We start from the raw sequence: 23,894 nt of genomic DNA on the forward strand, positions 1-23,894 counted from the left end.
CGGATCGTTGATCGTGGTGGCGGTGGTGAGTGCCTGGGTGAGGATCGGTCCGCGTTGGTCGGGGGGTAGGTAGGGTGCCAGCCCGCTCAGCGCCTGCGCGCGGGTCTCGGGCTGCGGCACGGCTTGGGCGTAGGTGAGCGCCCGAGCGAGGGGCCAGGTGCTGGTCTCGACGAGGCGGACGAGCAGAGCCGGAGGGATGTTGGCGGCCATGCTGGTGACCGAGCCGATGAGAAGCGCGTAGCTGGCCTGACGGGCGAACGACCGTGAGTCGTCCGCCGGGTACCGAGTGCGGGCGTCGTGCCAGGCAGCCCGGATCGCGGCAAGGTAGCTGGCGGTACTGCCCTGATCCTCATGGGCGGTGTACCAGACACTTTCCGTCCGGCCTCCTGGCATCGGCCGTTCCGCGGCCAGCAACACGTCGACTTGGTCCGGGTCATCGGCGGCGAGTAGATGTGGGACCAGCCAGGTCAGGCCGTAGCGGTCCACGTCGTCGAACCCCGCGGCGTCGCGCAGACCGGGCAAGCCCTCGGGAAACCCACCCCATCGATCGAGCAGCCAGCCGGCGACGCGGCCATGCGCCGCGGTGAACCCGCCGTCGCCGATCTCGGAACGAGCGAAATCGAACAGCAGGTCGTGGGCGGTGACTGTCCGTGTCTGACGGTCGATCTGCACGAGTGAGACCCCGTCAAGCTGACGTAACAGGGCCCGCGCGTCGGCGGGCTGCATCTGGCCGCTGGTCTGCCACAGGCCCACGATGACCGGGATCGGGACCGGGCCGTGCCCTTTGAACACCGCCAGTTCGTGGAAGCGGGCCGCCGCACCCTCGGGCAGCAGCCGGATGCCCGCCGCCAGCACCACCAGCAGATTTGGGTACGGATAGTCCGGGAACCGGGCCGTGAGTCCAGCCAGATCAGCGGCGTCGAATGCCTGCGCGATCTCCTCCCACTCCCACAACTCCGCGACCAGGCTGCCCGCGACCGCCAAGCCGACTGCCAACCCTCCGCAGCGCGCCAGGATTCCCGTCGCGGCCGGCGGCAACGCCTTCACCGTGCAGCGCGCGTAGGCCGCGAGTAACCGGCGCGCTGTCGCCTCTTCGACCGGCCCCACCGGACAGATCGACGCGTCTGCGTGCAGCACCCGCGTATTGCGTGACGTCACCAGCAGGCGAACCCCGGCCAGCCGCGGGAACGCCTCCACCACACCGGCTTCCCACACGTCATCCAGCACGACCAGGCAGTGGGCACCCGCCAACAGGTCACGCAGCCGCTCCCGGCCCTCCGCCACCTCTGTCACCGGCCGGGTGTCCCCGAATGCCGCCAGGACCCGCCCCTGAACCTCGCACATGTCCGCGCCCGGGTTGACCTCCACCCACATAGCGCCACCCGTGAACCGCTCCGCGATCCGCCCGTCCCACACGACCGCACGCGCCACCGTCGACTTCCCCGTACCACCGCCACCGATCAGGCCCACCGCGCCGGCTCCCTCGACCGCCAGCAGACCGATCGCCTCGTCGACGACACCGTCACGGTGGACGAACATCTCCGGCAACGGTCGTGACGCCCGTAGCCGCTCCCAGGAAGACATCCACACGGCCCGACGACCAGCCCCGCCGCCGCCGAAAACACGATTGGCTGTATAGAGATCCGCCGCCGCGGCCAGGAGACTACGTCGTCCGTCCTCCAGGACCCCGCTGGCCAGCTCCACCGACACCGACTCCCAGAACTGCACCGGAGTCGACGCGTTCAACCCCGGTACGCGCTCACGCGGAAACCCGGCCGCGTCCAGCACCTGCCGCGCTGACGGGAGATCCGCGAATACCCGTGCGAACTCCGCGACCTCCGCAGGCGACAACCCGCCCACCACCCGCCACCCCCCGACGACACAAGCCCACCCGAACGGCACGACCCGTCACAACGCCGCTCAGCATCCCACCCTCCAGGCCGGACATGATCTCCCGCCCGGCCCGGAGCGGAGTGCCGCCAACGGCGTTCCGCGCGGCGCGCCCACAACTCGCAGTCAGGCCGGCAGGCAACGGTGGAAGCCCGCGGGCCCGGATCCCACCGAACGGCACCACGACCTGAAAGGAGTGTGATGTGCATCATGGCAAGGATTCCTGCGGGCCGCGCGATGGAGATCGTTTAGACACAACTCTATTTTGTGCCGGACGCTCCTCGGCGACCTGCATATATGCAGGTCAAGTACAGTGCTGGCCCCGGAGCGCCTTACAAGCGAGTGGTCGCAGGTTCGATCCCTGCCGCGCCCACGCGCTGCTGCCGCATGCTTGTCGGTTTTGCGATCAAGCTCATGACCAACGATTACGTGTCTCGAGTGAGGCTGTCTCCGAGTCCCCGACCGAAGCGTAGATCATTCCTCAGGCCTGAACGTTGAGCACAGCGCTCAGACACAACTCAAGTGCACGATCATGAGGCGGCGGCCAGAGTTTTGGACCAGCCGAGCTAGCGCGGCCGGGTCAGGGATGCCGCGGGTGCCGGAAATGGGACCTCATGGTTGGTGGTCGATCGGCGGCTGCGGTTTCTCCGGCGGTCCGAGCGTGGCACCTTCGAGGTCCGCGCGGACGGTCGCCAGGAAGGGATGCCCCTCACCCAGCACACGCTCCGCGTCAACCACGGTTCGTTCGAACAGGTCGATCGCTTCTTCCGCCCGTCCCGCGGTCGCGTAGGCGCCGGCCAGGTTGTGCCGCGAGAGCAGGGTGCTCGGGTGGTCGGCGCCCAGCACCCGCTCTTGGTCGGTGAGGGTCCGCTCGAATAGGCCGATCGCCTCCTCCAACTGTCCCGCGGTCGCGTAGGCGCCGGCCAAGTCGTGCCGCGAGAGCAGGGTGCTCGGGTGGTCGGCGCCCAGCACCCGCTCTTGGTCGGCCAAGGCCCGCTCGAACAGGTCGATCGCCTCCTCCACCCGCCCCGCTGCCCAGTAGGCGCCAGCCAGGGCGCTCCGCAAAGCCAGAGTCTCCAGGTGGTCGGCGCCCAGCACCCGCTCTTGGTCAGCCAAGGCCCGTCCGAAGAGGTCGATCGCCTCCTCCACCCGCCCCGCCGTCTCGTAGGCGCCGCCCAGGTTGCTACGTGAGAACAGGGTTTCTGGGTGGTCGGCGCCCAGCACCCGTTCCCGGTCGGTGAGGGTCCGCTCGAATAGGTTGATCGCCTCCTCCACCCGCCCCACCGTCAGGTAGGCGTAGGCCAGGTTGTTCCGCGAGGCCAGGGTTTCTGGGTGGTCGGCGCCCAGCGCCCGTTCCCGGTCGGTGAGGGTCCGCTCGAATAGGTCGATTGCTGCTAGGAGCTGTCCATGGTCCTGAAGGTAGGTAGCGGCTCGGTCCGCTAGCCAACTGCCGTCATCGAAGACCTGCCCCCGCCTGCTGCGGGCATGCTCAGCCACCGTAAGTGCATGTGGCAGAAGCACCCGCCAGGCCGGCCATCCAGCAGGATTCCAGACATCGCCCGGCAGCCCCGCCCGGAGTAGCCTGGCCAGCACTCCCAGATACTCCGATGCCCGCCGGTCGGGCATCGCCTGCCGGGTCGCCGCCGCCACCAGCCGGTGCACCACCAGGGTGTCCCCGTCCCGCCGCGCCAGGCTGTACCGGACCAGCGCCCCCACTGTCTCGGACCACACCGCCGGATCCTCGACCGCCGCCCGCAGCCCCGCGAACCCACGACCACGACGACCCCATCGGCGACGTGGCGCCGGCCACTGCCCCGCACGGCTGGCGAAGAGATCCAGCGGGATCGGCTCCGCGTCACACCAGGCGCACAGCTCGAGCAACTCCACCGCTGCCGGGTATTCCCCGCCCAGCCGCTGGACCGACAGGCCCCACAGGTTCGCGACCGTCACCTCGGGCCGGTCCACCAGCCGGCCCCGGCCCGCCATCACCCCCGGTTGTGTCTCCAACAGGGTCGCGTACTCGCCTGCCGGCATACCCGTCTGGCCGAGATAGCCTGCTGCTTGCTCCACCGCCAGCGGAAGATCCCCCAATAGTCCGGCGACTCGGTCCGCCGCCGCCCGGTCCGCTGCAGTCCGATCTCTACCCGCTGTCCGGCTGGTTAGGAGATCCACCGACGCCGCTCGGTCCAACGTCGGTACCTCCACCCATGCCGCCGCCAAATCCCGCACAGTCCGATCCCGCGACGTCACCACCACCCGGCCACCTGCGGACACCGGCCGGAACCGCTGCACTGCCGCCACGTCCTCGACGTTGTCGAACACCACCAGCCACGAGCGCACCGCACGCAGTGCCGACCACACCCCGTCCGCACCCGCCCCCTCGGGAAGCCCCAGGGAGCCGGCCAGCTCCGCTAGGGCCCGCTCCACTAGCTCCGCCCGTTCTGACGGCACCCACCACACCACGTCGAACGAGTCCGCGTAACGGTGCGCGTACTCCACCGCCAGCGCCGTCTTCCCGACCCCGCCCATCCCGTCCAGCGCCACCAGCGCAACTCGCGACGACTCCGCAAGAGCTCCATGGAGCTGGCCTAGCAGGTCGTCGCGGCCCACGAACCGCGGCAGCCGGCCCGGCACGTTCCATGCCACAGGTCCTGGCGGCGCACCGTCCTCCGCTTCCGGCAGAGTGTCAGAGGAGAACTGCGGGTTGTCGGGATACAGGGACCGGGCTGCTGTCAGTAGCCGCACATATCCGTCCGCCAGCACCCCATTGGCCAGCGACCGCGACACCGACGCCCAGAACAACAGCCCGCTCGGCGCCTCCCACGGGTGCAGGTGAGCAGGGAAACCCGCCAGGTCCAGCACGTGCCGCGCTGACGCCGGGTCTCCGAACACCTCTGCAAACGCCCGCACCTGCTCGGCCGCCAGACCGTCTGCCACCGCCACCGGCTACCCCCGACAGCTCAAACATGCTCGAAAGGCGCAAAGCTCGTCACACGGTCAACATCGTGCCACTACTGCCCCTGCCGCGCCCACGCGCTGGTTCCGCATGCTGGCGATCTTCGGTCGAGCTTCTGACCAGCATTTATGTGCGCAGGGAGAGGGCACGTCGAAGCTCTGGCTCTCGTGAAGATCGTTTCTTGGGTCGGCGTGGAGAGTGCAGCGCTCAGACACCACTCAAGTGCGCGATCATGGGACAGTCGACGCGGTCCCGACGGGCAGGTAAAACAGATCGTCAGGCGTGGGCGGGCTTTCCATACTGGGTCGGGTGGAGATCGATAGCCGGGTGGCGGCCCGGTATGAGCTGGTTGACGAGGACGACCGTCTGTGGCGGCCGGGCCTGGGCGACCTGGTCCGGCTGCGGACCTGGGACATCTTCGCGCGGTTCCTGGTCGGGCAGGGGCATGTCGTGGATGTCGGTGGCGGTCCGGGTACCCATGCCGCGCACCTCGCCGGCCGCGGCTACGAGGTTGTTCTCATTGACCCTGTCGCCCGCCATGTCGAGATGGCGCGGGCCCGGTCCCGGTCGCAGCCGCAGGCGCCGTTTCGGGCCGAGCTCGGTGAGGCCCGTCATCTTCCTGTGCCCGACGAGTCGGCCGATGCCGTGCTGCTCATGGGCCCGCTTTACCACCTTGTCGAGCGGGATGACCGGGTCGCGGCGCTGCGCGAGGCGGCCCGGGTCCTCAAACCGGGGGGTGATGTTCTGGTCGAGGTTATTGCCCGGCATGCCTGGGTCCTCGACGCAACAATGAAGGGTCTGCTGGGAAGCAGCGAGATCTGGGGCGACTTTGACCGCAACGTGCGTCTCGGCCTGAGCCAGGACCCGGCCCGGCTGGCCGAGGGCAGCTTCTGGGCCTATTTTCACCACCCCGAGGAACTGCGCGCGGAGCTTGATCTCGCCGGTTATCAGGACATCCGCCTTGTCGCGGTCGAGGGTTTCGCCTGGCTGCTGGGGGACCTGGAGCAGCGGATGGTCGATCCCGCCGATCTGCTCAGGGCGGTCCGCCTGACCGAATCCGAGCCGTCGATGCTCGGAACGAGCGCGCATGTCATTGGCGTCGCCCGCAAGCCGTAGCGCTGCGCCCGCCCACAGGCGTCACAAATGCCGTAGCAGTTCTAACTCACGGACGACCGCGCCGATCTGAGGGGCCAGTCTGCCCGTGCGCCGTTTCGCCCGGACCCGACGTGGCGTCGGCCGGGTCGCCGGCGACGAGCCCGGCGACCCGGCTGTCAACCGAGCGCGTTACCGCCTGCTGCGCCGCGCCGAACACGACCGACCAGACAAGCAGGTCCGCGAGCGACAGCGAAGGACGTGTGCCAGGGATGATTCCGGCCTTCAGCAGGATCACACCGACGACAGCGAACAAAGGGCCCAGGACGATCTTCAGCAGCATCTGGTACACCGGCAGCGAGAACGGATTCCAGGTGCCGGCAGCATTTGCGAGCGGCGGAACGGCGCTGATCAGGGCGCCGATGGCGCCGAACAACGACACGGACATCGCGGTTCTCAGTCCAGACGTGCCCGTGTCCTCAGCCGATAGCGGGACAGTGCCGACGGCCAGGGCAGTCATCACCAGGGCGACCGCAACCGCACTGATCAGCGTCAGCCGGATCAGTCGATTTCTGAATCCTCGGCTTTCCGCGTACTTCTCGTCCGACGCCTCGTTCACGGCACGGGCAAGAGTCGCAACCGCTGCCGGATCCAGTGGATTTCTCAACCTGACAGCCGCGCTGTCGCCATCCGCGACGGCCCGCAGCCTGAGGTCGTCAGCCTTGAGATAGACCGACGCCGCGACGAGCAGATCGTTTGCGTGAGCTACCAGCTCAGGGCCGCTCAGTAACTGATGAATCTGCGCCTCGGCCTCGTGGAGACTCCGGTAGGCGTACTCCTGAGGGTTCCCATTCCACCAGCTCAGCAGAGTTGCCCTTTCTTCGGCAGCCTCCTCTGCAGCCTCCAACAGCCCACAGATCGACCCGTACTGGGTGCTGTTCTCGGCACCATCGAGCGCGGCAGCCAGGTCCGCGCGGTCACGGATCACCTTGTTCTTGATATGTCCCCGCCAAGGCGCGCTTCGCATCCGACAGCACCCCTCACCTGTCATTCTTCCGCCTGTGCCGGTGAAGCGGTTGGACGTGGGCCGCTCCGTCGCGCCCACAGCGCGGCGGAGCGTGACCCAGTTCCATCTTGCTTCTAAATTACCCTATGATCCATATGCGGCGCCCACCAGCGGACGCGGCGGGATCTTCAGTACCTGACCCACCCGGATCTTGTTCGGGTCGGGTATGTTGTTGGCGCTGGCAATCAGTGTGTAGAGGCTCGCATTCCCGTAGAATCGCTGCGCGATCTCGGACAGTGTGTCACCCGCCACGACGGTGTACGACTGCGGCGGGATCTTCAGTACCTGACCCACCCGGATCTTGTTCGGGTCGGCTATGTTGTTGGCGCTGGCAATCAGTGTGTAGAGGCTCGCATTCCCATAGAATCGCTGCGCGATCCCGGACAACGTGTCGTGCTCGGCGACAGTGTAGGTCGTTTCCATTGCTCCTCCATCTTCATTTCCGTGCCCGCCGGAGTCTCCGACGAACCAAAGGCCGACGGCATTCTCGAGCGTCTGACCGGCCAGGTTCACCTGTGCCTGCCATGTAAAATCACCGACGTCACCATCCGCGCTGATCCCCTCCGCCTGCTGGAATTCGGTCACTGCCGATCTGGTGCGCGCGTCGAAGACTCCGTCGATGTAACCGGGCGAGTAGCCACAGCTGTTCAGCACCTCCTCGAGCCGAGCGACCACGTCGCCTCGCGCCCCCTGCGCCAGCAGCGGCATCGGCCGCCCATCGGGGAGAGCGGCCCAGGTCGCTGGCCCGACGACGCCGTCAGGATTCAGGCCATGGGCCTGCTGGAAGTCCCGTGCAGCAGCTTCCGTCGCCGGACCGAACTCCCCGTCCGGGTGAATCCTTCCGCCTGTGTCCGATCTGTTGAACGCGCGCTGGAACCATTTCACCGCCGGCCCGGATGCGCCTCTCCTGATCGTAGGCTGACCTTGGTTCGCATATTCTTCCGGTCTCAAAGTCATGCCGAGGCCCCTTGCCGGGTGCCAGGACGACGGGGTGATGCTGGAGTTTCCCTCGTCGGCACCCTCGATTCAGAAATATCTCGATCGGTTTTTGGGTGAATATCCGAAACGGGTTCCAGGTTACTGCCCTGGAGGGCGGCCTCCGGGATCGTGAGGGAGATGGCGGTTCGGATGCGTTGCTGTTCACCTCGTAATCCGAGATGTCAGGGAACGGCCGAACCCCCGCCTCTGTGACTGGATGCATCCAGGCGGTCGCCCGCCGCCTTTCGGGGAACGGCGCCCCCGCTTTCGCGCTGTCGCGAACGCTCTCCTGGCCCGAGGAGCGCCGCAGGCACCCACGTCGTGATTCCATGCGCTGTCCTGTGTCGTGGCCGCCGGCCCCCGGCAACAGCGGTACCAGGCCCCGGGTTACTGCTGGATCAAGCCAGCCAACAGGCGGGGGAGACGGGGCTGACATCGAACCCGGCGGCAAGCTGGGCGTTGTATGTCTCCTGGTCTGACTTCTGTCTCCTGGTCTGACTTCGTGTTCCGTGCTCGCTCGGCATCCCGTGAAACCTGGGATGTTCGAATGGAGCCCCCGGATCCGCAGTCTCACACCGGAAGAAAACGTCCGATACGCCCACAAGGAGGCGATGTCCAGCCAGGTGCGGCGGGCCTTGCGGATCAGCTGGCTGAAGCATTCTCCTGATTACGATCTTGAGTGGTCGAGGCCTGTTCGACCACACCTGCTCGGTCCGGATGTGCGCTCGGTCCGGGTATGGCGGTACGGCGATCGGATCCTGCTGGAGGGCTTCGCCTGCCCAGGCTCTCTGGGGCGGGAAGGCCAAGGGGCTCGGGCGGGAAGGGCCGATGTCCCCGGCGTGGCACTGTCCGTGTTTTCCCCCGGGGTGGGCGGGAACGCTGAGCCGCGCCGGATCGACGACCGCCGAGCGTGGGGGGCTGGTGAGCATGCGAAGAACTGCCGATCTCATCCCGGCGGTCACCCTGGCTGGAGGCGGCGTGGGTTTCGCGGCGGATACGGCGGATACGGCGGATACGGCGGAGGCTGCGGGCGCCGACCAACGCCCGGTCGCGCCGTCTGGATCCCAATAATCCCCCAGCTCGACGTCCGGGCGGTGACCTGGCCGATGCCCACGTCGCGCCGGTGGTGAACGCCGGCCCGCGCTGTGGGCCAGGCGACAGGTCCTGAACGTGGTTCGGCTGGCTCCCCCTCCCTCACGAGCGGCGGGTGGCGAAGACGCAAGAAGGGTGGAAGAGCATGAGACGGATGACTGGTGCGTTTCTCATGGGCGCTCTGACGGCCGGCGCCCTCGCCGTCGACGGCGGCGCGGCGACCGCAGCGGCTCGAACGGTCAGCCGGTGCGCATCGGCCGCCCTCGTCCCAGCCGTGGTCCGGGAGGACGGCGCGGCCGGCACCATCTACCGGACCATCGAATACCGAAACTCCGGTCACCAGGCCTGCGTGATATCCGGCTTCCCCACCGTGGAACTCGTCGACAGACGTGGCCGCGTGCTGGGGGGTCCGTCGGGTCACTCGGGCGCCGTCGGCGCGCCCGTGACGCTGCGGCCGGGTGGCGTGACGGAGTTCACCCTGATCGCCTCGAACATGGCGGGGTCGATCGAAGGGTGTACGGACCCGGGCACCTACCGGCCCGCCGTGGGCGCACGTGTCACCCCACCCGGCGGCGGCCGGTCCAGGTTCATCCCGCTCACACAGGACGCCTGCGTCGCACCCGGGCTCAGCACGCTCTCTGTCACCGCTGTCGGGCACGTGCTCCCCGGCAGCTGACCTGAACCGCCGCAGCCCCAGGGCCATCCCCGGCCCCTGGCACGGGGCCGGGGATGCATCAGGGCCGAGAAGCCGTGAGCGCGGCGGCGCTGGCGGGGTCTGCCGGGTAGAAGGTCTCGATCGCGAGTTCCGACACGGTCACATCGGTGGGTGTGCCGAACACCGTGGTGGCGGTGAACAGGGCGAGCGCGCCTCGCGGGGACTGGTAGCGCATCGGGACGACGAGCGTGTTCGCCGGGTGCGCTTCGGTCCGGGAGCACGGGCCGTGCGCGGAGTAGGCGCTTAGTTCGGCGTGCAGGTCATCGAGGGCGCTGTCCCTGGCCGCCGCTGCCTGTCGTGCCAGCCGGTCGAGCAGGTGCGCTTTCCACTCGGGCAGGTTCAGGATGCGCGGGGCCATCCCGTCCGGGTGCAGGCTGAGGCGGAGCACGTTGACCGGGGGCTCCAGAAGGTGCGGTGCCACGCCCGCGGTGAACAGGTCGATCGCGTCGTTCGCGGCGACGAGCTCCCAGCGCCGGTCGACGACCACCGCGGGCAGCGGGGCGAGGCCGGCGAGCACCCGGTTGATCGCCTCGCTGACCGCCGACATCGACGGCGACGCGAGATCATGCTGCGAATATGCCGGTGCGTAGCCGCCGGCGAGCAGCAGCTGGTTGCGCTCCCGCAGCGGCACGTCCAGGTGTTCGGCCAGGATGAGGATCATTTCGCTGGTGGGCCGCGATCGGCCGTTTTCCACGAAGCTGATGTGGCGGGTCGAGACGTTCGTTCGTTCCGCCAGGTCCAGCTGGGTGAGTCGGCGCTGTTCCCGCCAGCCACGCAGCAGGGCGCCCACGGACGGCTCATGCGTGCGGGGGAGGGCCATGCCGCGACCCTAAGGGCTGTGCGGGCGGGCCGGCGATGACCTCCGAGGTAATCGACGGGCCGCACCGTGGCCGCCAACATCGAGCCTGTCACCGTCGGAAAATCCCCGGTTCTCCGCGGTCGTCCGAGCCTTCTCATGCGGCAGGCGACGGTGGCACATCCGACACCGTCTCCGAGAGTGAGGACCACCCGTGAACGACGGTAACGACGAATTCGAAAGCCTGGCACTGAGCTATGTCGCGGTGTGGAACGAGACCGATTCCGTCGCGCGGCGGGCCGCTGTCGAGAGGATCCTGGCTCCCGAAATCCGATACACCGACCCGATCGCCGTGGCCGAGGGCTGCGACGCTGTCGACGCGATGATCGGCGCGGTGCAGGGACAGTTTCCCGGCCTGACGATGACTCTGGCCGGGCCGGTTGACGGCCACCACGACCAGGCCCGCTTCACCTGGGGGCTCGGCCCGGCGGGCGCCGAGCCGCTGGTCGTCGGTTTCGACGTGATCGAACGCGGCGCCGACGGTCGCATCACGAAGGTGCTCGGCTTCCTGGACAAGGTCCCGGCCGGAGCCGGAGCTGGATCCGGAGCCTGACGTCAGCTCCGGCGTAGGGGAGTGGACGGACCGGACCGTGCCGGATGGGGCCCCGGCACGGTCCGGGGCCCCGGGCTGCTGCGCTGAGCCCGGTTACGGGACGTATCGGGCGGCCGAGGAGCAGCATCTGTCGGCGGGCGGTCATGCCGCGGACTCGCTGTTGCGCCGGTCGGTGGGCGAGGTGTCGGTGGGCGACGTATCGGCGGGCGACGTATCGGTGGGCAGGGTGATGGCGAGCAGGATCGCAGCGGCCAGGCAGAGAGCGGCGTTGACAGCCAGCGCGGTGGTGACCCCGTGCAGGATGCCGTGCGGCGTCTCCGCCCCGGACACGGTCGCGATCGCCGACATGACCGGCGTGCCGAGGGCGATCCCGACCTGCTGGCTCATCGTGGCCAGACCGGTGGCGAGTCCCTGCTCGCCGCCGGCCAGACCTGACGTCGCCGTGACCATGAACCCGACGATCGCGACCAGGTTGGCGACACCGCCGACGAACGTCGCCGCGAGCAGGTCGGCGAGCCAGCCCGGTGCGTCCCCGAGGAAGACCAGCGGCACGGTCGCGGCGCACTGTGCCACGAAACCGAGCACGACGGCCTGCCTGCCGCCGAGACGGGCGATGACCCGCGGGCCCAGGAGGCCCCCGACGACGGTGCCGAGGCCGAGGACCGCGAACGCGAGACCGGACTGCAACGGCGTGTAGTTTCGGACCTTCTGCAGGTAGAGGGTCAGCAGGAACACCACCGACGTCTCGGTGGCGAAGGCGAGCAGGCCGGCGAGGTTACCCCATCGCACGCTCGGACGAGCCAGAATCGACGGTGGTACCAGCGGCGCCGCCACGGAGCGCTCGACGGCGGCGAAGACCGCGAGCAGGATCGTCGCGGCGGCGAGAAATCCCCAGCAGTGCGGGTCGCTCCATGAGCGCTCACCGGCCTGGGTCAGCCCGTAGACGCCGGTGACCAGCGCGGCCGTCACGGTGACGGCGCCGGGAACGTCGAGCCGGGGCGGGTTGGCCGCCTTGTTCTCGGTGAGCACGGCCGGCCCGACGGACAGCACCACGACGGCGACGATGACGTTGATGAAGAAGGCCCAGCGCCAGCTCACCAGGTCCGTCAGCAGCCCGCCGAGGACGGCGCCGGCGGTGAAGCCCGAGGCCATCAGTGCTCCGTTGAGCCCGAGCACCCGCTCCCGCAGCGGGCCTTCGGGGAACGACGTGGTCAGCAGGGACAGTGCGGCCGGTGCCACCGCCGCGGTCGCCAGCCCCTGGGCGACCCTCGCGGTGAGGAGCACCCACGGGACGGTCGCGAGCCCGCCGGCCAGCGAGGAGACGCCGAGCACGGCGATCCCGGCCAGGAACAGCCGGCGACGTCCGAACAGGTCGGCGACGCGGCCGAACGACAGGGTGAACCCGGCCGCGCAGACCGCGAACGTGGTCGAGATCCACTGCAGGTTCGCCAGGCTGAAGCCCACGTCGCCGCCGATCCGGGGCAGTGCGACATTGAGGATCGAGAAGTCCACGGCAAGGGTGAAGCCTGCGGTCAACAGCACCACGAGGGCGAGCCGCTCGCGGCCGCCGATCCGCGGGGGCATCGGTGTCGCCGTCGGTGTCGCAGTCGGCGCGTGGTCCGGCGCCGGCCGGCCGGCCAGGGATTCGGTAGTCACGGTTGTGGACCCTGCGGTCTGGAACGCCGCACTGCGATCCCCCCGCCCCTGGTACCACTCGCAGGGGCACCCAACGACCGCGAACGTGCCTGACACTGGGATGCATGCGCCCCGCCGACCCGAAGACCGGAACCCGAGAGCTCGGCGATTTCCTGCGTACCCGCCGGGCCGCGGTCGCGCCCGCCAGCGTGGGGCTCCCGGCCTGGGGCACCCGCCGTGTTCCGGGCCTGCGCCGCGAGGAGCTCGCCCAGCTGGCCGGCATCTCGATCAACTACTACACCCGGCTGGAGCAGGGGCAGTCGACCAACGCCTCGGACTCGATCATCGAGTCGCTGGCCCGCGCCCTGCGCCTCGACGAGGACGAACGGGCCCACCTGTACGCCCTCGCCCGGCCGGCACCGGCCAAGCGCCGTCGTCCCGCCCGGCCGGAACTGCCGGCCGCCGGCGCGGCCGCCCTGCTGGACGCAATGCACGCCGTTCCGGCCATGCTGCTCGGGCGCCGCAACGACATCCTGGCCTGGAACCGTCTCGGCCACGCGCTGCTCGCCGGTCATCTCGACGCCGCGGCCCCCCGGTCGCCCCAGCGGCCCAACCTGCTGCGGCTGCTCTTCCTCGACCCGCACACACGGGAGCTCTACCGCGACTGGGACGACGAGTCGGCGCTGGCCGTCTCATCCCTGCGCTACATCACGGCGCAGTACCCGGACGATCGTCTGCTCGCCGAGCTCATCGGTGATCTGAGCATCAACAGCCCCGAATTCGTGCGGCTCTGGGCCAGGCACGACGTCCGGCTCTGCTCACGTGGCACCAAGCGCCTGCACCACCCGGCGGTTGGGGACGTCGAACTCCACTACGAGGTTCTCCACCTGCCGGACAGCAACGGGCAGCGCATCCTCACCCACACCGCCGCCCCCGGCTCGGGCTCCGACGCCGCGCTCCGCCTGCTGGCCGCTCCGCCGACCGTCACAGGAGAACCTGCGGTGGCCTGAGCGCCCACCGCGTCTGGGTGCCCACCGCAAGCGGTCGGGATCACCGCGGCCGTCCCGGATCGCCGACGACGTCAGGCGGGTTCAGTGCCAGGTGCCGAACGGGGCTCGGCCGCGGTGTGCTCGTCGAACCAGGCCCAGATCCGGTCCCATGCCTCCGCCGCCGCGTGGGGTTCCGGGCCGGGACGCAACAGCGGCCCGGTCATCAGCATGGAAAGCCGATGGCTGCGTCTGCTGGGGCGCCCGGTGAGGAACGAATGGCCCGCTGTGGGGTACACCGTCACCTCGCCCGGCACCCCGGCCGCGCCGAGTCGTTCCCGCAGCAGCGGTGCCGTTCTGGCGAAGACCAGGTCGCGCCCGCCGTAGGCGGCGAGCACCGGGCCACATCCGCGCAACGCCTCGACCTGTGGCGGGGCGCCGTAGTTGGCGGAAACCGCACGCACCCCGGAGCCGGCCTGCCCGCCGAGCAGCATCGCCAGCCCGCCACCCAGGCAGAAGCCGATCACCGCGATCCGGCGGCCATCCACCTCGGGTCGGCCGGCCAGCCACCGACGGGCGGCGTCCAGATCGCGGACCACCGGCCCCGGCCGGCCGCTGAAAACCTCCCGCATGGCCCGCACCAGGCAGACCGGCGCGGGGCCGGGGGAGAGAAGGTCGGGAGTGAGCGCCACCCAGCCGCGGCCCGCGAACCGGCCGGCGACCTCACGGATCTCCGGCGTGATTCCGAAGGCCTCCGACAGCACCACCACCGCCGGCCAGCCCGCGGGCGGCGGATCGCCCGCCGGCCAGACCAACTCGCCGGCCATCGCCCGCCCGGCCCCGATCTCCACCCTGGTGGGGGAAGGGTGCGGGCTGCGCATCGACGTCAGTGGCGCCGAGGCGTCATTCTCGCGGGGCTCGGCGGTCGCTGTGACATCTGGTCCGGCAGCGGTGACGATCTCGTCGCGATGCATCCCGCCGGACGATACCCCACGCGCCGAAGGGTGGCTCTTTTACTACGGATTGCTGGCTGCTGCTGTCGGCTGGGTGACTCAAGATCTGTAGACCATGTCACGTCGGTAACTGATCTCTCCGACACCTGATTGCTCTGGCTTAACTGGTTGTCGATGGTCCGCATGTATGTGCGAAGCTGTGGGCGACTTGGACGCGGTCGCCGTCGCGATACCTGGATGTTCGCCGGTTGCCAGAGGTTGAGCAGGAGAACTGATGAAACGGATCGCCGAACTCGCCGTCCGTCGCCGATGGCTCGTCGTCGTCGGCTGGGTCGGCTTTGTCATCGGTGTGCAGGTGATCGCCGGGGTGATGGGCGGGGCCTCGTACCGCGACACCTTCAGCCTGCCGCACACCGAGACGGCGTCGGTGACAAAGCTGCTCGAGGGCGCTGGGCTGAACAATCAGAGCGGCGCTTCGGGCACGGTCGTGCTCAAGAACAAGGACGGGAAGTTCACCTCGTCGCCCCCGGAGCTGAAGTCGGCCTTTACCGACGTGTGCGCTTCCGGTAACCATGTGGCCTTCATCACATCACCGTGGGATCTGGTCGACTGCTCGAAACCCGCAGCCGACGCGGAGGGGAACCCGAAGCTGCTCAACAGCGCTCGCGGTTCCACCGCGGCGCTGATCACCGTGACCTGGGAGAACGACCACTACGAGCCGGAGTTCTTCAAGGGCGTCTACGACGAGCTGAAGACCCTGCGCAGTGACTCGCTGCAGGTCGAGTTCACCGGCCCCGCGTTCAACGGCATCGGGCAGAGTGAGGGCTCGGGGTCGTCGATCTTCATCGGCTTCGCGGCCGCGCTCGTCATCCTGGCGCTGGTGTTCCGCACCGTGGCCGCCACGGTGCTGCCGTTGGCCAGCGCCTTGTTCGCCCTCGTCGGTGGCCTCGGTGTGATCTACATCCTGAGTCACGCGATCGATGTGTCTAATATCACTCCCGTCCTCGCCGAGTTGATGGTGATCGGTGTCGGTGTCGACTACGCGCTGTTCATCGTCACCCGGCATCGCCGAAACCTGCGGCGGGGGGTGCCCGTCGCGGAATCAATCGTGAACGCGGTCAACACCTCGGGCCGGGCGGTGTTGTTTGCCGGCACAACCGTATGTATCGCCATTCTCGGTCTCATCGCGCTCGGGGTGAAGTTCTTCAACGGCATGGCCGTGGCGACTGCGCTCGCGGTCGGATTCACCATGATTGCGTCGCTGACCCTGCTTCCCGCCCTGCTCAGCCTGTTCGGGCTGAAGGTGTTGACCCGCAAGCAGCGGGCGGCGGTGCGGGCCGGCGAGTTCATCGATGATCAGCAGGTGGGATTCTGGGCGCGTTGGTCGCAGTTCGTCGCCCGCCAGCGCATCGGTGTCGCGGTGGTCTCGGGCGCGCTGATGATCCTGATCACCGTGCCGTTCTTCTCGCTGCAGCTGGGCGCCAGCGACCAGGGCAGCGACCCCAAGAGCTCCACGACCCGCGTGGGCTACGACCTGATCGCCTCCGAGTTCGGAGTCGGCTACAACTCCGCGCTGGAAGCCGTCGTGAGCGGCCCGGGCGCCGCCGACGAGGACTACCTGCAGCGGGTGTCGGAGACGCTGTCCGACGTCCCGGGGGTCGACCCGGCCAGCCTGGGCACGATGCCGCTGGCCAAGGACGTCGCGTTCGTGACGTTCAAGACGACCACGTCACCGCAGTCGGAGGAGACCTACAAGCTGGTCCGGCACCTTCGCTCGGACATCCTGCCGCCGCTGTACGACGGCACGGCCAACCACATCTACACCTACGGTGACACGGCGATCAACGTCGACTTCGCCTCGGTGCTGTCCCGGAAGATGCCGCTGTTCATCGCGGTCGTGGTCGGCCTGTCCTTCGTCCTGCTGCTCATCGCGTTCCGCAGCCTGCTCATCCCGTTGACCGCCGCGCTGATGAACCTGCTGGCGGCGGGCGGATCGTTCGGCCTGTCCGTGGCGATCTTCCAGTACGGCTGGCTCTCCGAGCCGATGGGCGCCGGGCCCGGTGGGCCGATCGACGCCTGGATGCCGGTCATGCTGTTCGCCATCCTGTTCGGCCTGTCGATGGACTACCAGGTGTTCCTGGTCAGCCGCATGCACGAGGAATGGCTGCACAACCGCGACAACAAGCGTTCGGTGGTCGTCGGGCAGGCTGAGACCGGCGGCATCATCACCGCCGCGGCCATCATCATGATCGCCGTGTTCCTCGGCTTCGTGCTCACCCCGGGCCGGCCGATCAAGATCTTCGGTGTCGGCCTTGCCTCCGCTGTCTTCCTCGACGCCTTCATCCTGCGGACGGCGCTCGTGCCGTCGCTGATGCACCTCATCGGCAAGGCCAACTGGTACCTGCCGAAGTGGCTGGAACGGGTCGTCCCGCACGTCTCGGTCGAACCCGCCGACGAGCCGGTCACCGTCGGCACAGCCACCCACCTCGCCGTCGGTGAAACCGCCAGCGGTGACGGTGACGGTGACAGCGGTGGCGATGGCGGCGGCGCCGACGGCGGCAGTGGCGGTACTGACGGCGATGGTGGCACCGGCGACGGCGACGGCGGGTCCGGCGGCGAGGGCCGACCCGATCCCGATCCCGAAGCGGGACCCGGCCTCGGAGCGGTTCCCACCCAGGGGGCGGAACCGGCACGGGAACCAGCGCGCTCCTGAGCGAAGGGGCTCGTCCGCCACTGGCTGGCGGACGAGCCCCTTCGGTCGCCCCACCCAGCGCTCTGTCTGGTGGACCAGCGGCCGTGCTCCCAGGGGGCGCCCGACGGCCAGAGCCGTGAGGGCCGCCCCGATCGCAGCTTGACCGCGGCGCGATCCGGCGGCCTGAGCGCCGCCGCCGCGCTGTTACTGTTCGCCTGTGTACCTGGACCCGTCGGACGAGAACGCCCGGCTGTTCTTCGCCCGCGGTATCGAGGGGCCGTTCACGATGTTGAACCTGCTCCGGTTCCGTGACTGGGCCGACTACTCGGCTCACCCGGACCTCGCGCCGCCGGAGCCGATCCCGGGCCACCTCGCCTACGACCGCTACGTGCGGCACACCCTGCCGTACCTGGCGGCCAGCGGAGGCTCGGTCGAGTTCTTCGGTGTCGGCGGCCACCCGTTCGTCGGCCCGACAGACGAGCGTTGGGACCTCGTCATGCTGATCCGCCAGGGCGGTGTGGCCGACTTCCTCGCGTTCGCCTCGAACGAGGGCTATCTCGCCGGTGTCGGCCACCGCACGGCCGCGCTGGCGGATTCCCGGCTGATCCCGCTCGTCGACCGACCGCTGCCCTGAGCAGGAAACCCCGGGAGCGGCTGGCACGCGCCCGGACTCTCACCAGCGGTTGCTGGGACAGCACGCCGGTGTGTCGGACCGGGCCGGTGGCGGGTACCTGACCTGGGTGAGCGGGTACGTGACCTGGGTGAGTAAGTGGACCCTGGTCAGGACGAGTATCGCCACAGCGGTCGCGGCTGGCGCCGGCGCGGTCGCGACCAGACCCGACTCGTCCTGGTACCTGTCGTTGGACAAACCCGCCTGGCAGCCGCCACGGTCGGCCTTCCCCGCGGTCTGGACACCGATCTACCTTCTGATCGCGTTCGCCGGCGCCCGGGCGCTCGACGGCACGGCCGGCGACGACCACCGGCGCCGCCTGCGCCGTGCCTTCGGGATCAACCTGCTCCTGAACGCCGCCTGGACTCCGCTGTTCTTCCGGGTCCGAAGCCCAGGCCTCGCGTTCGCGGAGATCCTCGCCCTTGACGCCTCCAACGTCGATCTTCTACGCCGGGCCTGGCACGCGGACCGCTCCGCCGGGGTGGCCCTGCTGCCTTACCTGACCTGGACGGGCTTCGCGACCGCGCTCAACGCCGCGATCGCGGCCCGCAACCCATCGGCGCAGGAAGCCGGTTCCGGTTGACTGTCAGCCGGCGACGAGATCCGGCCTGGCGTAGGCGGCCAGGGCACTGCGGTCGTCGGTGAGAACGAACCCGGCGCCGATGGCGGCCTCGATACCGGCGGCGTAACGCTGCTCGTAGTCCGCCCGGGACGGATACAGCGCCGCGAGGCGGGATGCGTCCAGTGGCTTCGTCGAGCCGATCAGCAGGCAGATCGGGGACAGCTTCGGTCCCGGATCGCCGGACAGGACGACGGCCGGCACGTCGACGGGCGGTGTGCGGACCCCGCCGAGGGCGATGCCGTCCGCGTCGCGGCGGACGGAGGGGAACAGCCCGTCGTCGGTGGTGATCCGCGGTGCGGCGGCCGGCGGCTGGCCGGTTGTCAGCCAGCCCTCGAGCGCGTGCAGGGCGGCCTTGAGGACGACGTGCAGCGGCCCGTCGTTGATCGGCGCGCCGCAGTCGACGTTCTGTGCGTTGGCGCCGAGCAGGTGGGCGTCGGCGTGCGCCGTTCCGGCGACCTCCCAGAGGCGGAAACGGTCGCTGTCGGGCTGCCGTGCCTTGGCGGACCCGAGGATGCTGGTCAGGTCCGACTCGGCCTGGACGTCCATCACCGGCGCGGCCTGGTCGGTGCGGAACGTGGCGGTGGATCCGGCGAGCAGTGCGCTGGTCAGTTCCGCGTTCTGCCCGGCCCCGACGAGGGGCAGGCTGGACGCCCCCCGGCTGTGCACGTAGAAGCCGTCGAACGCGCCGGTCAGCGGCTGGACGCCGTTGTAGTAGGTGACCATCGCGAACGCCGACTGTGACTGGCCCGCGGCGATGATCTTCCGCGGCTGGGTTCCGCCGATCGCGGCGCCGGCCCGCAGACCGCGCGCGACCTGGGTGAAGATGTCGTACGCGAAGCCGTCACCGGGGTGGTTCAGCGAGCCGTAGCGGGCCGGGTCGATGGCCTTCAGACCCTTGCCGGCCAGCTCCGACCCGGCCGCGGGAAGTGTGACGAGCACCTGCCCGCCCTCGATGCCGAGCCGCTGGGCCGACACGCCGACCCAGATGTGCCCTGCCCGGATGATCTCCTCGTGGACGTTCGCCCACTCGGCGTCGGCGTCGACACCGCCGCTGACGTTGAGCCATTCCACGACGACCGTGCCGCTGAGCCGCGCGGCGTCCGCCGGCTCGCGCACCAGCACCCGCGTGCGGTACGGCGCGGTCGTGTCCGGCTGGAAGTTCCACCGGCCGTCCGTGCTCAGCCCGCCGACCGCCTGGTACGACGTCGCGGTGCCCGTGGCGGCGTACTCGTGCTGCACGTAACCGGCCTGCGCGAGATCGACGGGGATCGCGGTGCCGATGAACGCGCCGTTGCCGCCGGTCAGCTCCTGCGACAGGTCCGCCGCCGGACCGGGCGCGGGCCCACCGGGACCACCGGGTTCGCCGGGGGTGGGCGGCAGGCAGGCCGCGAGCGGCACCATGACGATGCAGGTGAGGGCCAGCGTCAGCAACCGTCGCCAGCGTGGTGCCGAGCGGGATCGGTTTCCGGATAATGCGCCCTGATCGGCTCTGTCGTGAACCTTCATCGGTAACCACCTCGCACCGGGGCGAAACGCCTCCAACGTGATTCCGGCAGTCTGGCGATCAACGCTGCGGGGGCGCTATCGGCATCCGGAGACGCCCGGATGGAGGTCTCCAGACGGAGACCGTGGGAGGCAGGCCGCCCAACGGGTGCGGGTGGCACGGTTCGGAGTCGATAATCCGCCCCAGCCGACATGATCGGAGGGCAGGGGCGTGATGGTCAGCGAGCGCAGGTCTCCGCTGTCTCCGCACGCCTCGCCGAGGCAGCGGTTGGCCGCCGCCGAGCGGGAGTACATGGAGATCGTCGCGTCGCTCGACCGTGACACGGCCATTCGCCGGGTGGTCACCACCGTCCCCGACACCGCCGGCGTCGATGTGGCCTGGGTCGGCCTGCCGGCCGGCAGCGACGTGCTCGCGCTCGGGAACCCGGTGAATCTCAGGACGAACGTCCTGCGCGGCCTGATCGTGCCCCGTGGCGTGGGTCTCGGGGGTGTCGTGATGGCGTCGGGCCGGCCGATGTGGGTCCGTGACTACGTCGGTGCGCGGGAGATCACGAACGATTTCGCCTGGCATGTCTCCCGGGAGCGGCTCGTCTCCATGGTCGCCGTGCCGGTCGTCGCCGAGGGCCGGCTGCTGGGCGTGCTGTACGGCGCCAGCCGGCGGGAGACCGAGTACAGCGACCTCACCGTCGGTCGGTTGGAAGGCGCGGCCAGCACACTGGCCACCGCCCAGATCGTCGCGGAACGTGCCCGGCACGCCGCCGAGGTCGCGGTGCACGAGGAACGGCGCCGTCTGGCGCTGGAGATGCACGACGGGGTCGGCGCGCTGCTGTTCACGATCGGCGCCGGCATCCAGCGGCTGGCCGCGGACCCTGGTCTCGACCCGGAGGTCCGTTCCCGCCTCGCCACGATCGAGGCCCAGACCGCGCAGGCCGCGGCTGCTCTGCGCGGGTCCATGCGGGTCCTGTCCGCCGCGCCGCGGCGCCTCGCGCTCGATGTGGCGTTACGCGAGCACTGCCGTGCGTTCAGCGAGCGGACCGCCATACCCGCCCGTGTGCTCACCCTGACCGACCTTCCCGAGCTGTCCACCGCCCAGACCGGAGCACTCGCGGACGTGACCCGCGAGGCCCTGGTGAACGCCGAGAAGCACGCAGGCGCGTCGTCCGTCGTCGTGTCCGTCTTCGCGGCCGCGGGCGGAGTCACGGTCGTGATCGCCGACGACGGCGTCGGCGTCGATCCGTCCGCTGCCGGCGCGCGGTCGGACGCGTCACCGGACGCATCACCGGACGCGTCACCCGACGCACCACCGGAGGCACGGCCGGGTGCACTGGCCGGCACGCTCCCCGGCGCCCCGCCGGTCGCGCCCCGAGGGCTGGGCCTGGTCAGCATGAGCGAACGGATGGGTCGGGTCGGCGGGACCATGCGGATCGAACCGAGCTCCGATGGCGGGACGATGGTCCACGCCTGGCTGCCGACATGACGACGGGAACGGCCCGGACGGTGAAGGTGCTCGTCGCCGACGACCATCCCGTCGTCCTGGACGGCGTCACCCTCGCACTGCAGCGCACGTCGTGGCTGGACGTCGTCGGGTACGCCCGCACCGGCCGGGACGCCATCGCGGCAGCAGCCAGGCTGCAGCCCGACATCGTCCTGCTCGATCTGCGCATGCCGGACATGCTGGGACCCGAGACGACCGCCGGCCTGCTCGCCGGCACGCCTTCGCTCAAGGTCATCCTGTTCACCGCCTACCCCGATCACGCCGCGGTCGAGGCCGCGCTCGCCGCCGGAGCGCACGGCGTCGTCGTGAAGGACGTCGAACGCGCCGACCTGGTGGACGCGATCCGCAAGGTCGTCAACGGGGAGCGGGGCGTCACCGCCGGCATCGAGACCGATGCCGGCGCCGTCACGGCCCGCCACGGACTCGGGGGTCGCGGGATCACCCGGCGCGAGTACGACATTCTCCGCCGGGTCGCGATGGGGCAGACCAACCCGGAGATCGCCGACGCCCTCGGCCTGACCCGCAACACCGTGAAGACCTATCTCCAGCGCCTGATGGAGAAGCTCGGAGCACGCAACCGGGTCGAGGCGCTCGCCCGTGCGCACGAGCTCGGCCTCCTCTGAGGCTCGGCATTCGCCCGGCAACAGGCCTTGGCGGCAGGGCACTACCCGTGGCCGGGAGAGACCACGCCGGCGGTGTGCGCAGGCCGCAGCCGTGCGCGCCGGGTGTCGCGGTGTCGCCGCCTCGTGCGCGGGGTGGTGGCGTGGCGGCGGGGCGGGAGCCGGCGGACGACCGTCGCCCGGGCACGGAGAACGGCATGGATGGCCACGCGGACCGGCACCGGCGGGAGCGCGAGGCCGACTCCCGCGCGGACCTGCGGTTCGAGAAGCGTCGCGACGAACGGCCGGACCAGGGGCGCCAGCGGCCGTGGCAGCTGTGACTCGGCCAGCGCGATGGTCGCCTCGCTGATGCGTTCCCCGAGCGGTGAGTACGCCGCCCGGTCGCGTTCCCACCGGGCGAGGTAGGCGGCGAGGCCGTCGTAGTCGGCCGGCAGGCCGCGCACGCCCATCCGCCGCCCCAGCTCCAGGTAGAACCGCGCTATGGCGGAGCGCTCGTCCGGGGTGGGCGCACGCCATCCGTACCGGTTCAGCCAGCGCACCAGCGTCACCGCCAGTGACGCGATGGCGTAACACTGATCGCCGTCGGTGATTCCCCATCCGCGGTGCGCCCTGTTCACCATGCGCAGGACGTCCCGCCCGACCGGTGACTCGAAGCCGTGCTCGAGCAGGTCGCCGAAGGTGAGCGAGGTTTCCTCCGCCCGCTCGGCGAGCGCGTCGATCGAGCCGACGACACTCGCCGTGCTCGGGACCGCGAACAGGTGCCAGATCGTCAGCTTGCCGGCGGTCCGCGCATCCCAGGGAAACTCGTGGAAGATGAGGAGCCGGACGATCTCAAGCCAGTCCCGGTCGGGATCGAGGCCGGCTGTGCTGATCTCGCGCCCGCCGTGACCCCGGCGACTCCTTCTACTCCTGAGGCTCCCGCACCCGCCACCGGTAGCGATCATTCGGCCGAGTATTGGCGGTGGGCCAAGCCAGGTCGTTGATATGTAGCAAATCGGACAGGGCCGTCTGCCGCCTGTCCCGGTCTGAACGCCGGCCCGTCTGCTCAGTACCAGCCCGCGGCCTGCGCCGTCGGGGCGTCGTACTCGGCGGGCAGCACGGGACGCCGGTCGACGGCCCGCCTCGGCGGTGCGGCCGCTGGCGCAGGTGCCGCTGCCCGTACGGCGCTCTCGGTCCTGCGCCGCCTCTGTGCCGCCCCGGCGAGTCCGCGTCGTCGTGCCGGCGTCATCAGCGAGCTCAGCAGGTCCTCGACCGCGTCCATGAGTGTTGTCATCGCCAGGAGCGCCAGCGGAAACAGCAGAACGATGAAGACCACGCTGTGGACACCTCGCAATGTTCTCGAAAGCATCCGGCCGTCAAGGGTTGGCCTGGATGTACTAGCCCGTTTGGGTAGGTCCCATTCCCGCAGCCGCAGGTTACGAACACTGACCGGCCGGTCGGACAACCTGACATAGGCGTAGGTGTCCATTTCAGGTGCAGCCCCGCCGCGCAGGCCCGCCACTTCTCCGAGGCCCAGTGCC

Annotated in this window: 19 protein-coding genes; 9 read left to right on the top strand and 10 right to left on the bottom strand. The window is 69.7% G+C overall.

Features of this window, described 5'->3' with window-relative positions; translation table 11 throughout:
* Together AWX74_RS31745 and fxsT are read right to left on the bottom strand one after the other, a co-directional pair.
* A partial coding sequence (locus AWX74_RS31745) for an NB-ARC domain-containing protein (RefSeq protein ID WP_131799593.1) occupies positions 1-1,851 on the bottom strand: 1,851 nt, incomplete at its 3' end.
* 651 nt (positions 1,852-2,502) lie between these two features.
* Complete coding sequence (fxsT, locus tag AWX74_RS31755; RefSeq protein ID WP_165615872.1) at positions 2,503-4,827, bottom strand: FxSxx-COOH system tetratricopeptide repeat protein; 2,325 nt, start codon at positions 4,825-4,827, stop codon at positions 2,503-2,505.
* Positions 4,828-5,173: 346 nt separating this feature from the next.
* On the opposite strand from fxsT, the gene AWX74_RS31760 reads away from it, so the two are divergent.
* Positions 5,174-5,962 carry a class I SAM-dependent methyltransferase gene (locus AWX74_RS31760; protein WP_091284301.1) on the top strand — a complete coding sequence of 263 codons (789 nt, stop codon included), beginning with the start codon at positions 5,174-5,176 and terminating at the stop codon, positions 5,960-5,962.
* Positions 5,963-6,008: 46 nt separating this feature from the next.
* Here AWX74_RS31760 and AWX74_RS31765 read toward each other — a convergent pair whose 3' ends face one another.
* Entirely contained in the window at positions 6,009-6,965 is a 957-nt protein-coding gene (locus AWX74_RS31765) for a hypothetical protein (protein ID WP_193209875.1), read from the bottom strand.
* 123 nt (positions 6,966-7,088) lie between these two features.
* Positions 7,089-7,961, bottom strand: a complete 873-nt coding sequence (locus tag AWX74_RS31770; RefSeq protein ID WP_091284304.1) for a peptidoglycan-binding protein — start codon at positions 7,959-7,961, stop codon at positions 7,089-7,091.
* Between the two features lie 1,258 nt (positions 7,962-9,219).
* On the opposite strand from AWX74_RS31770, the gene AWX74_RS31775 reads away from it, so the two are divergent.
* Positions 9,220-9,750, top strand: coding sequence for a DUF4232 domain-containing protein (locus AWX74_RS31775; protein ID WP_091284305.1), 531 nt, complete (start codon positions 9,220-9,222; stop codon positions 9,748-9,750).
* 58 nt (positions 9,751-9,808) lie between these two features.
* Here the strand turns inward: AWX74_RS31775 and AWX74_RS31780 are convergent, their stop codons facing one another.
* A complete protein-coding gene (locus AWX74_RS31780; RefSeq protein WP_091284309.1) occupies positions 9,809-10,609 on the bottom strand; it encodes a helix-turn-helix domain-containing protein in 801 nt (266 codons plus the stop codon).
* Between the two features lie 190 nt (positions 10,610-10,799).
* On the opposite strand from AWX74_RS31780, the gene AWX74_RS31785 reads away from it, so the two are divergent.
* Entirely contained in the window at positions 10,800-11,198 is a 399-nt protein-coding gene (locus tag AWX74_RS31785) for a nuclear transport factor 2 family protein (protein WP_091284311.1), read from the top strand.
* Positions 11,199-11,339: 141 nt separating this feature from the next.
* Here AWX74_RS31785 and AWX74_RS31790 read toward each other — a convergent pair whose 3' ends face one another.
* On the bottom strand, positions 11,340-12,854 hold the full coding sequence (locus tag AWX74_RS31790; RefSeq protein WP_242666504.1) for an MFS transporter: 1,515 nt from the start codon (positions 12,852-12,854) through the stop codon (positions 11,340-11,342).
* Between the two features lie 104 nt (positions 12,855-12,958).
* Here AWX74_RS31790 and AWX74_RS31795 point away from each other — a divergent pair, with 104 nt between their 5' ends.
* Positions 12,959-13,843: a helix-turn-helix transcriptional regulator gene (locus AWX74_RS31795; RefSeq protein ID WP_091284314.1), complete on the top strand. Its 885-nt coding sequence runs from the start codon at positions 12,959-12,961 to the stop codon at positions 13,841-13,843.
* A 71-nt stretch (positions 13,844-13,914) separates the two neighbouring features.
* Here the strand turns inward: AWX74_RS31795 and AWX74_RS31800 are convergent, their stop codons facing one another.
* Positions 13,915-14,793 (bottom strand): dienelactone hydrolase family protein, encoded by an 879-nt coding sequence (locus AWX74_RS31800; protein WP_091284316.1) that lies wholly within the window; start codon positions 14,791-14,793, stop codon positions 13,915-13,917.
* Positions 14,794-15,046: 253 nt separating this feature from the next.
* Between AWX74_RS31800 and AWX74_RS31805 the strand changes: the two genes are divergently transcribed.
* The 3 genes from AWX74_RS31805 to AWX74_RS31815 all read left to right on the top strand — a co-directional run bounded on the left by AWX74_RS31805 (position 15,047) and on the right by AWX74_RS31815 (position 18,717).
* Positions 15,047-17,485: an MMPL family transporter gene (locus tag AWX74_RS31805; protein WP_091284318.1), complete on the top strand. Its 2,439-nt coding sequence runs from the start codon at positions 15,047-15,049 to the stop codon at positions 17,483-17,485.
* Positions 17,486-17,681: 196 nt separating this feature from the next.
* Complete coding sequence (locus AWX74_RS31810; RefSeq protein ID WP_054566773.1) at positions 17,682-18,098, top strand: hypothetical protein; 417 nt, start codon at positions 17,682-17,684, stop codon at positions 18,096-18,098.
* 127 nt (positions 18,099-18,225) lie between these two features.
* Positions 18,226-18,717 (top strand): TspO/MBR family protein, encoded by a 492-nt coding sequence (locus AWX74_RS31815; RefSeq protein ID WP_165615879.1) that lies wholly within the window; start codon positions 18,226-18,228, stop codon positions 18,715-18,717.
* 3 nt (positions 18,718-18,720) lie between these two features.
* Here the strand turns inward: AWX74_RS31815 and AWX74_RS31820 are convergent, their stop codons facing one another.
* Positions 18,721-20,262, bottom strand: a complete 1,542-nt coding sequence (locus AWX74_RS31820) for an alpha/beta hydrolase domain-containing protein (RefSeq protein WP_397312948.1) — start codon at positions 20,260-20,262, stop codon at positions 18,721-18,723.
* A gap of 211 nt (positions 20,263-20,473) precedes the next feature.
* Here AWX74_RS31820 and AWX74_RS31825 point away from each other — a divergent pair, with 211 nt between their 5' ends.
* Both AWX74_RS31825 and AWX74_RS31830 read left to right on the top strand, forming a co-directional pair.
* A complete protein-coding gene (locus AWX74_RS31825; protein ID WP_091284320.1) occupies positions 20,474-21,736 on the top strand; it encodes a GAF domain-containing sensor histidine kinase in 1,263 nt (420 codons plus the stop codon).
* Positions 21,733-22,377 carry a response regulator transcription factor gene (locus tag AWX74_RS31830; RefSeq protein ID WP_091284322.1) on the top strand — a complete coding sequence of 215 codons (645 nt, stop codon included), beginning with the start codon at positions 21,733-21,735 and terminating at the stop codon, positions 22,375-22,377. Before AWX74_RS31825 ends, AWX74_RS31830 begins: the two co-directional genes overlap by 4 nt.
* A gap of 41 nt (positions 22,378-22,418) precedes the next feature.
* Here AWX74_RS31830 and AWX74_RS31835 read toward each other — a convergent pair whose 3' ends face one another.
* Both AWX74_RS31835 and AWX74_RS31840 read right to left on the bottom strand, forming a co-directional pair.
* Entirely contained in the window at positions 22,419-23,318 is a 900-nt protein-coding gene (locus AWX74_RS31835; protein ID WP_091284324.1) for an oxygenase MpaB family protein, read from the bottom strand.
* A 101-nt stretch (positions 23,319-23,419) separates the two neighbouring features.
* Positions 23,420-23,689 carry a hypothetical protein gene (locus AWX74_RS31840; RefSeq protein ID WP_091284326.1) on the bottom strand — a complete coding sequence of 90 codons (270 nt, stop codon included), beginning with the start codon at positions 23,687-23,689 and terminating at the stop codon, positions 23,420-23,422.
* Positions 23,690-23,894: the final 205 nt, after the last annotated feature.

This window comes from Parafrankia irregularis (assembly GCF_001536285.1).
GTDB classification, from domain to species: Bacteria; Actinomycetota; Actinomycetes; order Frankiales; family Frankiaceae; genus Parafrankia; species Parafrankia irregularis.

Excerpts from the sequence above, each read along its gene's own strand:
- AWX74_RS31765 (WP_193209875.1), bottom strand. The coding sequence starts at position 6,965 with ATGCGAAGCGCGCCTTGGCGGGGACATATCAAGAACAAGGTGATCCGT.
- AWX74_RS31770 (WP_091284304.1), bottom strand. The coding sequence starts at position 7,961 with ATGACTTTGAGACCGGAAGAATATGCGAACCAAGGTCAGCCTACGATC.
- AWX74_RS31775 (WP_091284305.1), top strand. The coding sequence starts at position 9,220 with ATGAGACGGATGACTGGTGCGTTTCTCATGGGCGCTCTGACGGCCGGC.
- AWX74_RS31780 (WP_091284309.1), bottom strand. The coding sequence starts at position 10,609 with ATGGCCCTCCCCCGCACGCATGAGCCGTCCGTGGGCGCCCTGCTGCGT.
- AWX74_RS31795 (WP_091284314.1), top strand. The coding sequence starts at position 12,959 with ATGCGCCCCGCCGACCCGAAGACCGGAACCCGAGAGCTCGGCGATTTC.
- AWX74_RS31800 (WP_091284316.1), bottom strand. The coding sequence starts at position 14,793 with ATGCATCGCGACGAGATCGTCACCGCTGCCGGACCAGATGTCACAGCG.
- AWX74_RS31805 (WP_091284318.1), top strand. The coding sequence starts at position 15,047 with ATGAAACGGATCGCCGAACTCGCCGTCCGTCGCCGATGGCTCGTCGTC.
- AWX74_RS31820 (WP_397312948.1), bottom strand. The coding sequence starts at position 20,262 with ATGAAGGTTCACGACAGAGCCGATCAGGGCGCATTATCCGGAAACCGA.
- AWX74_RS31825 (WP_091284320.1), top strand. The coding sequence starts at position 20,474 with ATGGTCAGCGAGCGCAGGTCTCCGCTGTCTCCGCACGCCTCGCCGAGG.
- AWX74_RS31830 (WP_091284322.1), top strand. The coding sequence starts at position 21,733 with ATGACGACGGGAACGGCCCGGACGGTGAAGGTGCTCGTCGCCGACGAC.
- AWX74_RS31835 (WP_091284324.1), bottom strand. The coding sequence starts at position 23,318 with ATGATCGCTACCGGTGGCGGGTGCGGGAGCCTCAGGAGTAGAAGGAGT.